Origin of the sequence: Streptomyces sp. NPDC059452, from assembly GCF_042750035.1 — a bacterium.
GTDB lineage: Bacteria > Actinomycetota > Actinomycetes > Streptomycetales > Streptomycetaceae > Streptomyces.
Window position 1 is genome coordinate 95,926 of record NZ_JBHYVE010000025.1, and the last position, 14,530, is coordinate 110,455.

Consider the following 14,530-nt stretch of genomic DNA (forward strand, 5'->3'; position numbering starts at 1 on the left):
CCGTGACCCTCTCCGTGGCGTCCATACTCGCCGAGTCCGCGCTACGGCGACCGGAGCACCCGGCGGTCGTGTCCGGTACGCGGAAGATCACCTACCGCGAACTGTGGGACGAGGCACGGAGGTACGCGGCGGCGCTGCGCGCGCGGGGCATCGGCCCCGACGACAGGGTGGCGCTGCTGCTGCCCAGCACACCGCACTTCCCGTCGGCCTACTTCGGTGTGCTCGCGCTCGGCGCGATCGCGGTCCCGGTCCACGCCCTGCTCCGGGCGGACGAGATCGCGTACGTCCTCAAGGACTCCGGGGCGGCGGCGCTGATCTGCGCCGCCCCGCTCCTGGCCGAGGGCGGCAGGGCGGCGGAGGTCGTCGGCACGCCCGTACTCACCGTCATGGAAAAGGAGAGGTCCTCCGCGCCACGGCTGGACGCGCTCGCTGCGCGGAGCACCCCGATCGACCGTCAGGTGCCGCGCACCCCCGAGGACATCGCGGTGATCCTCTACACCTCCGGCACCACCGGGCGCCCCAAGGGCGCCCTGCTCACCCATCTCAACGTGGTGATGAACGTCGACACGACCATGCTGTCGCCGTTCGACTTCACCGAGGACGACGTCCTGCTCGGCTGTCTGCCGCTGTTCCACACCTTCGGCCAGATCTGCGGTATGAACACCTGCTTCCGGGCGGGGGCGACCCTGGTGCTGATGCCCCGGTTCGACGGGCCGGGCGCGCTGGACCTCATGGTGCGGGAGGGCTGCACCGTGTTCATGGGGGTCCCGACGATGTACACGGCACTCCTCGACGCCGCCCGCGCCGACCCGCGCAGGCCCGCGCTCGACCGCGCGTTCTCCGGCGGCGCCGCGCTGCCGGTGGCGGTCCTGGACGCGTTCCGGGAGGCGTTCGGCTGCCCGGTCCTCGAAGGGTACGGACTGACCGAGACGTCTCCGGTGGTGGCCTACAACCAGAAGGCGTGGCCGCTCAGACCGGGCACGGTGGGCCGGCCGATCTGGGGCGTCGAGGTCGAGATCGCCCGAGCCGAGGTGGAGGGGAGGATCGAGCTGCTGCCCGTCGGCGAGGTGGGGGAGATCGTCATCCGGGGGCACAACGTGATGGCCGGCTACCTGAACCGGCCGGAGGCGACCGCCGAGGCCATCGTGGACGGCTGGTTCCGCTCGGGCGACCTCGGCGTCAAGGACGACGAGGGCTATCTGTCCGTCGTCGACCGCAAGAAGGACGTGGTGCTGCGCGGCGGGTACAACGTCTACCCGCGCGAGGTGGAGGACGTCCTGGCCCGCCACCCGGCGATCGCCCAGGCAGCCGTCGTCGGGCTCCCCCACCCCGTCCACGGCGAGGAGGTGTGCGCGGTGGTGAGGGCCCGCCCCGGCACGGCGCCGGGCCCGGCCCTGGGCGCCGAGATCGTCGCCTGGAGCAGGGAGCGGATGGCACCGTACAAATACCCGCGCCGGGTGGAGTTCGTGGACGCCTTCCCCCTCGGCCCCAGCGGCAAGGTGCTCAAACGGGAGCTGGTCGCGCGGCTGAGCCCGGCGGATCCGGACAAGCCGCAGGACGGCCCGCCACGCCCGCGCTGAGCGCGAGCCCGAGCCCGAGTCCGAGCTCGATCGGTCGGGGGCCCTGTCCTCCGCCCCGGTTCAGGAGCTTGCCGACTTCACGAGTTCGTCGACGCCGCGTAAGGAGCGTGGCTGAGCGGGCTGGCAAGTTCGGCGAGGGCACGTTCCAGACCGTGGAGGTGGGCGAGGGCGGGCTCGGCCGCGGTGGAGCGATGCGGGTGGACGGGCGCTGCCGGGACCGTGCCGGGCCGGGGCGCGGTGAGGGCCTCGACCGCGGACTGGACCCGCCAGCAGGCGGCCGCGAGGCGGGCGTCGTGCGAGGCGTCGGGGTCGGCGGCGGCGAGGGCCAGGCTGCGCACCTCACGGGCACAGTCGTCGAGCAGGGCCAGCACCCTGCGGGCGCGGGCCTTGCGGGCGCGAAACGGATTGAGCGGGTGGACCAGGGGTGCGAGGGAGAGCCGTACCCGCCCCAGCAGAAGTTCGAGCTCGGCGATGTGCGGCTCCGGGTCGGCGCCCGGGGTGCCGGCCATACGCGCGGCGGCCTGGGCGGTGCACGCGTGGACACAGCTCAGTGCGCGCTGGATCCAGGAATGGGTCGTCGCGTGCGTGGTCACGGGAAGGACCAGCAGCACCGCGAGGGCGGCCCCCAGCGCCCCGACCCCGGTCTCCGCCAGCCGCAGCACGAGGAGTCCGGGGTTCAGGACTCCGAGCAGGCCGTAGAGGAGGGAGACCATCAATGTGACGGCGAAGATCATCCAGGAGTACGACACCGCGGCTGTGTAGAAGATCCCGAAGACGCATACCGCCACCAGGACCGCCGTGCCCGTGAGGTTTCCCTGGAGGGGAATGGCGATGAGCAGCCCGGCGGGAATCCCCAGGACCGTGCCCACGACCCGGCGGAAACCCCGCACCAGGGTCTCGCCCCGCGACGTGGTGTTCACGAAGATCCACCAGGCGGTGCCCACCGCCCAGTACCAGCGATCCTGCGACAGCACCTGCCCCGCCCCCAGAGCGAACCCGCACGCCACAGTCGCCTGCATCGCCTGGCGGGTGGTCGCACGCTCCAGACCTCGCCCTCCTGCCGGAGCGGGCGCAACCGTGGCCGGAGAGCGGCGTTCGAAGCACCACAGACCGAACCGAACCGCCGATGAAGCCAACAGGGCGAGGACGACAGCGGCGAAGAGTCCGGGCAACTGAGTGGGCGTGGCGTGCAGGAACTGGGCGATGAAGAACATCATGAACGCGAAGATCCCCAGCGCGTTCCCGCGCGGCCCCCAGCGCCGGGCGTAGACGCCCACGCCCGTGACGGTGAGGAAGACCAGGTCGCGGGCGACGGGCTGGTCGTGCAGGAGGGCGGCGACGGCGAGGACCGGGAGCCCGGCGACGGGGAGCAGCGCGGTGGTGACCATCTGCTGCCGGACCGTCGTGTCGGTCACCGTGAAAAGGGCGAGCAGCGCCGCGAGACCGCCGGTGATGGCCGCGCCGAGCGAGTGGCCGACGAGTCCGCACAGCGCGACCGCGAGCGCGACCCCGATGACGGCCCGGCCGGCGGACCGCAGCCGTACCCGTCCCGGGTCCGGTGCCACGAACACCCTCTTCAGCACACTGTGCCCTTTCCGCGTCTCCGCGAGGATCCGCGCTCTCCGCATGAAAAAGGCGCCGCGGAGATCCGCAGCGCCATCGACATGAGTATCAGAGCATCCAGGGAGCCCGTGGATCAAACGATGAGGAAAAACCTGTGCCAATGGCACAGCCCCTTCCTCGCCCTGTCGGCCAGGAGGGGGCCATCGGACCACCGAAGGCCGGGGCTCCCGGCCCGGGCCTGCTTCGGACCGGCCCGGCCTACTCCAAGGAGACCGCCTTCAAGGAGACCGCGAACAGGAAGGAGAAGACACCGGCGGAGAGCCCGAGCGCCAGGACCGCCGCCGTGCCGGGCACCCGGCCCAGGAACCTCGTGACCGCGAACAGGGGGAGGAAGGACCAACAGGGGCTCACCACGAAGGCGACCACATGGAACCCGTCACCCACGTATCCGCCGAGGGCCGTTCCGGCGACGGACGCGAGCACGATGACAGCCACGGACACCCAGCGGATCGGAAGAAGGCCTTTTTCGGCCTTCGGCGCGCCCGCGTTCACCGCCTTCCGGTCCCGGTACTCCGCCGCCGCGAACAGCACGGCGCTCAGGAGAAACGGAATGATGATGAGAAAAGTAGGTATGCGCATGTGAAAGTTCCCCGCCCTCGCCCCCGCGCGACCATCACGATGACCGCCGCCACAGGCCGCCACCGGTCACACCGGTCCGCCGCCGCCACGCGATCTTCACACATCGCACACGAGCCGCCAAGAGCCTTTGCCCCCGCTCGCGCGGTGCTGTGCCATCGGTACAGTCACAGTGGCATCGCAGGGACCGGAAGGACCAGAAGGAGACCGACGGACCATGGCCGTGGACGCTCTCGACACCCGGATCCTGCGTCTGCTGATCGAGCAGCCGCGTACCAGCGTGCGGGAGTACGCCCGCATCCTCGGGGTGGCCCGCGGCACCTTGCAGGCGCGGCTCGACCGGCTGGAGCGGGACGGTGTGATCACCGGGACCGGGCCGGTCCTCTCCCCCGCCGCCCTCGGCCACCCCGTCCTCGCCTTCGTCCACCTGGAGGTCACCCAGGGGCATCTGGTGGAGGTCGGCGACGCGCTGGCGGCGGTGCCCGAGATCATCGAGGCGTTCTCGACCACCGGCGGCGGGGATCTGCTGACCCGGGTCGTGGCCCGGGACAACGGGCACCTGGAGGACGTGATCCAGCGGCTGATCCAGCTGCCGGGCGTCGTACGGACCCGGACGGACGTGGCACTGCGCGAGCGGGTGGCCCACCGGGTGCTGCCGCTGGTCGAGGCCGTGGGGCGGGCGGCCGGGAGCCGGGCCGACTGAACCGGCCGGGCAAGGGGTGGCCGGGCCGACCGAACCGACCGGGCAAAGGGTGGCCGGACGGGCAAGGGGTGGCCGGGCCGGCCGAACCGGGCGGGCGGGCTCGTTGCGGCATGCTGGAGCCCATGACCTCGCGACCCACCCCTCACGTGATCTTCGACCTCGACGGAACACTGGTGGACAGCGAACCCAACTACTACGAGGCGGGGCGCCGACTGCTCGCCCGGTACGGCGTGACGGACTTCGGCTGGGACGACCACACCCGCTTCATCGGCATCGGCACACGCGAGACCCTGGCCACCCTGCGTGCCGAGTACGGGATCGACGCCCCGGTGGACGAACTGCTCGCCGGGAAGAACGCGCTGTATCTGGAGCTGGCAGGGGCCTCCACCGAGGTGTTCGGGCAGATGCGGGTCTTCGTGGAGCGGCTGCACGCCGACGGGGTTCCGATGGCGGTGGCCTCCGGCTCCTCCAGGGCCGCGATCGAGGCGGTGCTCGCGGTCACGGGCCTTGACGCGTACATCCCCCTGTACGTCTCCGCCGAGGAGGTCGCGCACGGCAAGCCGGAGCCCGACGTGTTCCTGGAGACGGCCCGGCGGATGGGGGCGGAGCCGGCCCGGTGCGTGGTGCTGGAGGACGCACCTCCGGGGGCCGCCGCCGCACACGCGGCCGGGATGCGCTGCATCGCCGTCCCCTATGTGCCCGCGACCGCCTCCGACCCGGCGTTCAAGGCCGCCGGTCTGCTGTTCGCGGAGGGGCAGTCCGCGTTCACGGCCGAGGCCGCGTACGGCTGGCTGCGGAACGGCTCGGCACCGGCGGTCTGATCCGCCGCGACCGGTACGCGCTCCTGGACGTGCCGGACCGTCAGCCCCGCGGCGCCGGAGGGCCGTCGGGGCATGGGCCGCCCTGCGGACCGATATCCTGATCATGTCGTTCACTCCGCCGTGCCGGACTCCTCAGGGGGCAAGCCGAGGCGCGGTGGACCGGCAGTCGGAGCGGGCCACGATTCGAGTTAGGTGAACAGGTGCTGGTAGCTGGTCGGTACCGGTTGATATCCCCCATCGGCCGCGGCGGCATGGGTGAGGTGTGGCGCGCCGCGGACGAGGTGCTGGGCCGCGCCGTGGCCGTGAAGCTGCTGCTGGGGGACCAGGCGGACGCCTCGTCCACCGCCCGGTTCCGGCTGGAGGCCCAGACCGCCGCCCGGCTGAGCCACCCTCATCTGGTGGCCGTCTTCGACTTCGGGGCCTGGGAGGACCGGTTCTTCCTGGTGATGGAGCTGGTCGAGGGCCAGAGCCTCGGTGATCTGCTCGCCTCCCAGGAGCGGGTCCACCCCGAGCAGGTCGCGCGGATCGCGGGCCAGGCGGCGGCCGGTCTCGCCGCCGCGCACCGCCAGGGCATCGTCCACCGGGACATCAAGCCGGGCAACCTGATGCTGGACGCGGACGGTTCGGTGAAGATCGGTGACTTCGGCATCGCCCAGTTCGTCGACGACCCCTCGACCGCGCTGACGACGGCCGGGCACATCGTGGGCACCAGCCTCTACCTGGCCCCCGAGCGGGCTCTGGGACGTACCGCCGACTCCGCGTCCGACATGTACTCGCTGGGCTGCGTCGTCTATCAACTCCTGCTGGGGGATCCGCCGTTCACGTCCGACACGGCGACCGCCACGCTGTACCAGCACGTCGACACCCCGCCGGTCCCGCTGCGGCAGCGGGGCGTGGACATCTCGGCGGCCTTCGACTCGTACCTCCTCGGGCTGCTGGCCAAGAAGCCCGAGGAGCGGCCCACCGCGCAGCAGGTCTCCGACTGGTTCCGCACCGACGCCTGGCGCGGCCGCGCGGAGCCCCTCCCGGTGCAGACGCCCGCACCGCGCAGCCGCCGGGCGCCCTCGCCCGCCCCTTCCCCCTCGGCCCCGGCGGTCCCGCCCGCCCCGCCGACGTACCGGCTTCCGCAGCCCACGGGCCGAAGACGGAACACCACGTCCCGGTCCGCCCCGGCCCGCCGCCGCAGTACGCGTGAGGCGATCCGTCGGCGTCCGAGGGTGGCGAGCGCCATCGCGGGTACGGCGACGTTCCTGGCGGCCGTGTATCTGGGGATGATCCTGTTCTCGCCGGACTCCAGCTCCGCCGACACCCCCGATCCCGGCTCCTCCTCCGGCCCGGCCTCGCAGGACGTCAACGAGGACGGACAGGGACAGAACCAGGAGCAGGGACAGAACCAGGGGCAGGGGCAGGAGCAGCAGGACGGGGAGCAGCGGGAGCAGGACGACCAGGAGGACGACGAGCGGGACGACGACTGAGTCCCGCCGCGTCCCGCCGCCCGGCCGCCGGTCACCAGCGGTCGTGGACCTCCGGGCGGATCGACCGGTCGTACAGCTCCCGTACGGCGTCCAGCGTGGACTGCGGCAGCGGCGGCAGGGAAGCGGCAGCCGCGTTGGCGCGGGCCTGTGCCACCGAGCGTGCGCCGGGGATCACGCTGGTGACGCCGGGCTGCTGGATGATCCAGCGGAGCGCGGTCTGCGCGGGGGTGGCGCCCTCGGGGGCCAGTTCGGCGAACTCGGCGGCCGCGGCGACACCGGTCGCGAAGTCGATGCCGGAGAACGTCTCGCCCTGGTCGAACGCCTCACCGCGGCGGTTGTACGTACGGTGGTCGTCGGGGCCGAAGACCGTGTCCTTGGTGTACGTGCCGGAGAGCAGCCCCGAGGCGAGCGGGACCCGCGCGATGATGCCGACTCCCGCCGCTGCCGCCGCCGGAAGGACCTCGTCCAGGGGCTTGAGGCGGAACGGGTTGAGGATGATCTGCACGCTCGCGACGCCCGGCCGGGCGATGGCCGTGAGCGCCTCGGCGCAGGTCTCGACGCTCACCGCGTAGGCGGCGATGCGCTGCTCGTCGACCAGGGTGTCCAGGGCGTCGTACACGGCGTCGGAGGAGTAGACGGCGCTGGGCGGACAGTGCAGTTGTACGAGGTCGAGCGTGTCGGTCCCGAGATTGGCGCGGGAACGGTCGTTCCAGGTACGGAAGTTGTCCAGGACGTAGTTCTCCGCCACCTGGTCGGCGCGCCGGCCCATCTTGGTGGCGACGAGGACGTCCGCGTCCGGGCGGTTCTTGAGGTAGCGGCCGATGAGCTGTTCGCTGCGGCCGTCTCCGTACACGTCCGCGGTGTCGAAGAAGGTGACGCCGGAGGCGACGGCCGCGTCGAGGACGTCGAAGGCGTCGCTCTCCTCGACCTCTCCCCAGTCCCCGCCGAGCTGCCAGGTGCCCTGTCCGACGACCGAGACGTCACGGCCGGTCCTGCCGAGTGTGCGCTGTTCCATGAGGATCATGCTATTCCGCTTCTTCCGCCGAGGGGGGTGGGCGGCGGCAGGAGCACCGCTGCCGCCGTCCACCGTTCATGGGCCGCCCGCGCCCCGCCGGTCAGTCGCCGGTCAGTCGCCGGTCAGTCGCCGGTCGTCACGCGGACGTAGTCGACGACGAGTTGCGAAGGGAAGGGGGTGGAGGCGTCGGGATCGCCGGGCCAGTAGCCGCCGACCGCCAGATTGAGGATCAGGAAGAAGGGCTTGTTGAAGACCCACTCCCGGCCGCCCAGGTCGGCGGGGGTGCGCCGCTGGTAGACCGTGCCGTCGACGGACCAGGTGATGGAGTCGGGGGCCCAGTCGACGGCGAAGGTGTGGAAGTCGTCGGCGAAGGCGGCTCCGCCCGGCAGGGTGTACCCGGCGCCGATGCCGTCGGCGCCCGAATAGCCGGGGCCGTGCAGGGTGCCGTGGACGGTGCCGGGTTCGAACCCGACGTTTTCCACCACGTCGATCTCGCCGCTCTGCGGCCAGCCGACGTTGCCGAAGTCGTCGCCCAGCATCCAGAACGCGGGCCACATGCCCTGTCCGCGCGGGACCTTCATGCGGACCTCGACGTGTCCGTAGGCGGCCGAGAACTTGCCCGCGGTGTTGAGACGGGCCGAGGTGTACTCGCAGGTTCCGTACCAGCACTGGTAGTTGCCGGGGTTCTCCTTGCGGGCGGTGATCACGAGGTTGCCCTGGCCGTCGAGGGCGGCGTTGTCGTTGCCCCCGGTGTAGTACTGCCGCTCGTGGTTGTTGACGTTGTCGCCGGTCTCCAGCCGCCACTTGGAGCCGTCGACCGCCGAACCGGCCGGCCCGTCGAACTCGTCGGCGAAGGAGACGGCCGCCGGGGAGGGGGCCGGTGCCGCGGAGGCTCCGCCGGGGAGGGCGGTGAGGAGGACGGAACAGCAGAGCAGGGAGGCCGCATAGAGGGCGGTACGGCGGCGGCGGGGGCGTACGGCTTGGCGGGGCACGGGCACGGTCATCACATCACTTTGCGTGGGGGGACATGCGCATGACAGATCGACACCGAGAGGTGAACGGTTGGGGCGATCACCTCGGGCGCATATTTCACTTCTTGATTTAAGGGAGTGGCGCGAGGGCCGTCAATAACCTGGTCCGGACCGCAGAGCGAACGGGGCGTGCCGGGGTCATATGCGACTGAAGGCGGCCGGGCCCGCCGTGCGCATCCCGTCGTACGGCGGCAGAGTGGAGATACCGACCCGGTGGCGCGGCTGGACCGCCCGGACAGTGCGGTGTGTTTCCGGGCGGTGCGGGCGGAGGGAGCACGACGTGGAGAACGACGGCGTACCGCGGCCCCGTTTCGACGGCGTACCGCGACCTCATTTCGTCGTGCAGATCCATGACGCACGACGCATGCACTTCGACTTCCGCCTGGAGGTCGACGGCGTACTCAAGTCCTGGGCGGTGCCCCGGGGACCTTCGGAGAACCCGAGCGACCGGCGTCTCGCCGTGGAGACGGAGGACCATGCCCTGGAGTACCGCGAGTTCGAGGGGGTCATCCCCCAAGGCGAGTCCGGCAGCGGCACGGTCATCGTCTGGGACCAGGGCACCTACGAGCCGCTCAGCCACGACCGGGAGGGCGGCGCCGTCCCCTTCGCCGAGTCACTGGCCCTCGGCCACGCCACGTTCTGGCTCCACGGGACCAAGCTGCACGGCGAGTTCGCGCTGACCCGCTTCCGCGTGGGCGACGAGCCGGAGAGCGGGGGCCAGGAGGCGTGGCTGCTGATCAAGGCCAACGACCGCCTGGCCGTACGCGACAGGCCGGGCTCGCCGGACCCGTACCACGCCCGCTCCGCCCGTACGGGACGGACGCTGCACCAGGTCGCGGTGGCGGCGGCGCGGGGGGACTAAATCTAGAGGCGCTCAGGGGCTCACGCCCGTGCCCGGGCCGGTGAGGGCAGCGAGGATGTCGGTGTAGAGCGGGCGCCGGTCGGGGCGGGCGTGTGCCGCCGCCCGGCGCAGCGGCGGGACCGCTGCCGCGCCGAAGCCGGTGACCGCCTCCCGCGCGGCGCCCCGGACGACCGGCTTCGGGTGGCCGAGGAGCCGGATCAGCTCCGGCAGGGCGGGCTCCCAGCGTGCCCGGCCGAGCGTCCGCGCCGCCATGCGCACCACGTCCGGGAGCGGGTCGGACAGCAGGAGCACCGTCGACCGGGCGTGCGTGGCCCGGTCGAAGAGGGCGCGCGAGACCCGGTGCGCGTGCAGGCGCACCCCGGCTCGCGGGTGGCGCAGCAGCTCCTCGATCACCGCGTGCACCGCCAGGTCCGGCTCCCTGCCGGGCCTCGGCGCGTGCTCCTCCACGAGGCGGCCGAGGGCGCGGCGGATCTGCTCGGGTGTCCCCCTGCGGGTCAGGTCGAGCAGGTCCGGCAGGGCCGGGCGGTGGACCTGCGTCTCCGGTGCGCTCGGGGCTGCCTCGCGCAGGGCGTCGAACGCGGCGGCGTCCTCGGCCCGGCCGCCGGGCCCGCGCAGGGGGCCGTCCACGAGGACCGGGACGGCGCGCCCCTCGTCACGCAACCGGCTGCGGAGCCGGGCCAGTTCGGGCGTACGCAGCAGGCTCCGGCCCGCCAGCAGGTCCAGGAGGCCGTGGTCGCCCGCTTCTATGCGCGGGCCCAGCAGTTGCGCCAGGACATCGGCGTCCACCTGATCCAGCACCGTACGGGCGGCCGCGTGCACGGCGGGCGGGCCGTGCTGCCACCGGTCCAGCAGCATCGGGACGAGCGGCGCCAGCTCCCAGGGGCCGAGCCGCCCGGCACAGCGCAGCGCCCGCTCCGGCAGCACCCCGTCGGCGCCCAGCTCCGCCGCATCCAGGCCCGCCGGCGTACGGGCGAGGCGGTCGACGGCGGCGTCGGGGACCCGGTCGACGCGGCCGCGCAGATAGGCCCGGACCACGGCGAGCGCCACCTCCGGCTCGGGCCACCCGTCCAGGGCCCGGGCCGCGCTGTTCCGGCGGTCCGGCTCGGCGTCCTCCAGCTCGGCCAGCAGCCGGGCCCGGCGGGCGGCCGAGCGCGGCTCTGCCGGAATGTCCGTACGCGGCCGCGCGACGGTACGGGCCGCGCGGGTCTCGGCGACGGTCCACGGCGGTGCGCCGAGCGGCTGGAGCTCGGTCATCCAGTCCAGGAGCGGCCCGCGTACGCCGGGCCCGGCGACGGGGTGCGCATCGATGAGCGCGGCGAGGAGCCGCCGGGAGTCCAGGGCGTCGGTGCCGTGCGCAAAGGCTCTCCTGACTCCACCGCCAATGCCGCCGCCGATACCACCGCCGAAGCCGCCGTCGATGCCGCGCCGGAACTCCACCAGGGCGGCGGGTGTCCGTACGGCTTCGCGCAACGCGGCCGTTCCGTCGGCGGGTGCGGCGGCCGTCCCCTCCGGTACGCCGAAGGCCTCGCGCAGCACGCCCGGCACCGTACGCCAGGGATCGGCGCCCAGGTCGGCGGCGGTGAGTGCCCGTTCGACGTCGGTGCGGACCAGCACCGCCCCGCACCGCCGGAGCAGGGACAGCGGCAGGGCGGCGGGTACGGGAGGTTCCCGCCGCGCGACGGCTTCGGGCGGGAGCGCGCGGAGCCCTTCGACGACGGTGAAGCGCTGGACGGCGGACAGCTCCGGGGCGAGGGCGTCCAGGACGTCGAGCAGCTCCACGGCAAGCTCCTCCGGCTCTCCCCCGATCACGGCCGCCGTCCCGAACGCGTCGGTCACCAGCTCCGCGTACCGGGCGAGGACGGCCACTTCGTCGGCCGACCACGGGCCCGGGCACAGACGCAGCCCGCACCGGAGCAGCCGGCTGCGGAGCGCGGCCGGGCGGGAGCCGTCGGCCAGGGTCAGCCAGCGTTCCAGCAGGGCGCGCGACTCCGGGAGTTCGCGGTCCGGGGCGGGAGCTGGGGGCGCGGGGCGGTGGGCGATGCGCAGGGCGAGCGACGGGTCCCAGCCGCCGCGCAGCAGGGCTGCCACCTCCTCGTCGGCCGTGTCCGGCCGCTGGGCCGGGAGGTCGCGGGGCACCGGGACGCCCAGCCCGGCGAGCGGTTCGGCCAGGTCCTGGACGGATCCGGCGGAGAGGCGGACGGCACGATCGGCGGCGAGCGCCAGCAGAACGGGCGCGACCGGCGATCCCTGGGCATGGAGGGCGAGCACCGAACGCGCCGACGGTATGCCGTCGAGGCCCGTCAGCAGCAGACGGCGGGCCCGGGCGTCCCGGCTCTCCTCGGCGGCGGCAAGAAGGGTGGCGGCGTACGCCTCGCCCAGGACGGCCCGCAGCGCCCGCGTCAGCGCGTCCCGGAGGCCTGGATTGTCGTCGCGGCCGAGCTGCCGGAGGAGCCCGGGAACGGCTGCGGGGGCGCCCGCGTGGACCAGGACCTCGGCGGCGGTCTTCCGGATGTTCATGTTCGGGTGGCCGAGGCAGTCGGCGACCGGTCCGGCCGCCCAGTCGGCCCGGGCCGTCCCCAGCGCCAGGAGCGCCTGCCGTACGGTCCGGATGTCCGGCGAGGCGGTCAGCGGGAGCAGCGTCGCCGACAGGGCCCGCGCGTCCTCCCCCGAGGTGTCGTGGGCCAGCAGGGCGATGACGTGTTTGCGTACCTGCGGGTCGCGGCTGCGCAGCAGGGGGTGTACGCGGGGCCGGGTGGGCACGGTGGCGGGGACGCGGAGCAGGGCCTTCAGCAGCACCGCCTGTTCGCCGCCGGTCAGCCCGGGCCGGTCCAGGAGGCCGAGCAGCATCGTGGCGAGGAGCGCGTGGCCCGCGCCGGTGGCGTCGGTGGCGTCCAGGAGGCAGACGGGGCGCAGCCGCCGCCGCGCGTACAGGCGGCTTCCGAGGGCCTCGACGGCGTGCGGTACGCCGTCGGGGAGTTCCGGCTCCCCGCCCGGACGGGGCTCTTCCTCGCGCGGCCTGATCCGCCGGTCCACGGAGGGGTCGGACTCCCGGGCCTCGGCGAGGTCGCGCACCACGCGCAGGAGCAGGTCGGCGACGAGGGGCACGGTCCCCGTGCCCGCGTGCTCCGCGATCCGGCAGAGGGCCGCCACGGGGTCGGACTCGTCCGGGCGGGAGCGCAGGACGGCGAGCTCCCGCTCGTCGGGGGCGCCGAGGTCGGCCGCGATACGGGGCGGCAGATCGGTGGGGTCGAGCCGGGCGAGGAGGCGCCGCCGTCGGCCGGGCTCGGTCGTGAGGTGCCACAGGAGTTCCAGTGCCCGGCCGCGTACGGCGCGGAGCGCGGGGGCGATGTCTGCCCGGGCCTCGGCCGCCCAGGGTGCGTAACGGGCCACGTCGCTCCCGTACTCCCCCACGCCGAGCCCTCGGGCGAGCGCCGCCTCCGTACGGTCTCCGCCGATCGCCTCCAGCGCGGCCAGCGCCTCGACGGGGGCCGTGGGCAGCAGGGCCAGTACCGCTTCCTCGGCGTCCGCCGGGCGCAGGGCCCGGATCGCTTCGAGGAAGGGGCGCGGGGTGGGCGCGGTCGGCAGGAGCCGGGTCACGGCCTCGCCCACCGGCACGTCGGCCGCGCCCTGACCGGCCAGGGCGACCAGGAGCTCCAGGCGGCGCGGCCAGTCGGGGGCGGTGGGCGGTGCGTCGATGAGTGCGTCGAAGAAGGTCCGGCGGCTGGTGTGGAGCACGGTGGCGATGTGCTCGGCCGGAAGCGTGTGGTCGGCCAGGGCCAGGCCGAGGACCGGTCCGACGTCGGGCGCGGTGGGGAAGTGGCCGCGCCGGTGCAGGCCGCGCAGGCAGGTCAGTACGGGGGCGGCGAAGAGCAGCGGGTCGGGGGCGGCCGCCCTCAGGATGCGGCCGATGTCGGTGCGTTCGGCCAGCTCGCCGAGGAGCTCCAGGGCCTGTCGGCGCAGGGCGGGGGCTGCCCGTTCGTCCTCGGCGGTGGCTAGGAGCAGATCACGGTGACCGTGCCGGGCGGCGGTGGCGAGGGCGGCGGCAGCGACGGCTTCGTGGCCGGGCGAACCTTCGTCGGCCGGAGCCACGGCGGGAACGCCCGTACCCCACCCCCACGCCCCCACGAGCCCGTCCAGAACCGACGTGTCCAGCGGCACCACCGCCGCCCAGGGCTCGGCCAGTTCGCGCAGTGCGCCGGTCACCACCTCTGCGTCAGGGGCGTCGAGCAGCCCGATCAGCAGGCCGCGCACGGAGGCGGGGGCGAGGAGTCCCGCGTGCAGTCCGGCGCGGGCCAGGCGCAGCGCCTCGTCCTGGAGCACCGGGTCGCCGGTGGCGGCGAGTTCGGCCATGAGCCGCCCGGGGTCGTGCGCGTCCAGGGCCTCGGTGGAGCGGACGGCCTGGTGGAGCAGCTCTCCGGCCGGTTCCGTGGAGACCACGGCGGGGTCGGCGAGCAGTTCGGTCCGCAGCCAGGCGATCCGTACCCGGGTGGGCCACGCGCCCGTCCGCCAGTCGGGCAGCCGACGGCGGCCCGGCGCCGGGCGCAGCCGCCCATGGAGCTCCGCCAGGGCCAGGGACTCCTCCGGGGTCGCCCCCGCCGAGTCGGGCAACAGCCTTGCCAGCAGCTCCTGTTGATCCGGCGCGGCGGCGGACGGGGCGCTCGCGCGCTCGGCGAGGAGGCCGAGGCCGAGATGGCGTATGCGGGGATCGGTGTGTCGGACCAGCCGGCCGAGCAGTTCGGGGGCGCAGCTCCGGGCGTCGAGGTGCCGGGCGAGGAGGCCGGCGTCGGCGTGGGCGAGGGCGGCCTCGATCGGCTCCGGCGGAGGTGTCGTCACCGGGGGATCGT

General features: G+C 73.8%; 10 protein-coding genes. 5 read left to right on the plus strand and 5 right to left on the minus strand.

Going from position 1 to position 14,530, the window contains the following annotated elements:
- Positions 1-2: 2 nt before the first annotated feature.
- Positions 3-1,580: a long-chain fatty acid--CoA ligase gene (locus ACFW9Z_RS28110; RefSeq protein ID WP_384645374.1), complete on the plus strand. Its 1,578-nt coding sequence runs from the start codon at positions 3-5 to the stop codon at positions 1,578-1,580.
- A gap of 77 nt (positions 1,581-1,657) precedes the next feature.
- On the opposite strand, the gene ACFW9Z_RS28115 is transcribed toward ACFW9Z_RS28110, so the two are convergent.
- Together ACFW9Z_RS28115 and ACFW9Z_RS28120 are read right to left on the minus strand one after the other, a co-directional pair.
- Complete coding sequence (locus tag ACFW9Z_RS28115; RefSeq protein ID WP_384645375.1) at positions 1,658-3,163, minus strand: FUSC family protein; 1,506 nt, start codon at positions 3,161-3,163, stop codon at positions 1,658-1,660.
- Positions 3,164-3,401: 238 nt separating this feature from the next.
- On the minus strand, positions 3,402-3,782 hold the full coding sequence (locus ACFW9Z_RS28120; protein ID WP_384645376.1) for a hypothetical protein: 381 nt from the start codon (positions 3,780-3,782) through the stop codon (positions 3,402-3,404).
- Positions 3,783-3,996: 214 nt separating this feature from the next.
- On the opposite strand from ACFW9Z_RS28120, the gene ACFW9Z_RS28125 reads away from it, so the two are divergent.
- The 3 genes from ACFW9Z_RS28125 (at position 3,997) to ACFW9Z_RS28135 (ending at position 6,778) form a co-directional block, all read left to right on the plus strand.
- Positions 3,997-4,482 (plus strand): Lrp/AsnC family transcriptional regulator, encoded by a 486-nt coding sequence (locus tag ACFW9Z_RS28125; protein WP_384645378.1) that lies wholly within the window; start codon positions 3,997-3,999, stop codon positions 4,480-4,482.
- Positions 4,483-4,592: 110 nt separating this feature from the next.
- On the plus strand, positions 4,593-5,303 hold the full coding sequence (locus ACFW9Z_RS28130) for an HAD family hydrolase (protein ID WP_384645379.1): 711 nt from the start codon (positions 4,593-4,595) through the stop codon (positions 5,301-5,303).
- A 251-nt stretch (positions 5,304-5,554) separates the two neighbouring features.
- Entirely contained in the window at positions 5,555-6,778 is a 1,224-nt protein-coding gene (locus ACFW9Z_RS28135; protein WP_384645412.1) for a serine/threonine-protein kinase, read from the plus strand.
- Positions 6,779-6,809: 31 nt separating this feature from the next.
- On the opposite strand, the gene ACFW9Z_RS28140 is transcribed toward ACFW9Z_RS28135, so the two are convergent.
- A complete protein-coding gene (locus tag ACFW9Z_RS28140) occupies positions 6,810-7,802 on the minus strand; it encodes an aldo/keto reductase (RefSeq protein ID WP_384645380.1) in 993 nt (330 codons plus the stop codon).
- Positions 7,803-7,915: 113 nt separating this feature from the next.
- Complete coding sequence (locus ACFW9Z_RS28145) at positions 7,916-8,797, minus strand: family 16 glycosylhydrolase (RefSeq protein ID WP_384645381.1); 882 nt, start codon at positions 8,795-8,797, stop codon at positions 7,916-7,918.
- Positions 8,798-9,104: 307 nt separating this feature from the next.
- On the opposite strand from ACFW9Z_RS28145, the gene ACFW9Z_RS28150 reads away from it, so the two are divergent.
- Positions 9,105-9,686 (plus strand): DNA polymerase ligase N-terminal domain-containing protein, encoded by a 582-nt coding sequence (locus ACFW9Z_RS28150; RefSeq protein ID WP_384645382.1) that lies wholly within the window; start codon positions 9,105-9,107, stop codon positions 9,684-9,686.
- A 12-nt stretch (positions 9,687-9,698) separates the two neighbouring features.
- On the opposite strand, the gene ACFW9Z_RS28155 is transcribed toward ACFW9Z_RS28150, so the two are convergent.
- Positions 9,699-14,519 (minus strand): HEAT repeat domain-containing protein, encoded by a 4,821-nt coding sequence (locus ACFW9Z_RS28155; RefSeq protein ID WP_384645383.1) that lies wholly within the window; start codon positions 14,517-14,519, stop codon positions 9,699-9,701.
- Between the last annotated feature and the right edge of the window lie 11 nt (positions 14,520-14,530).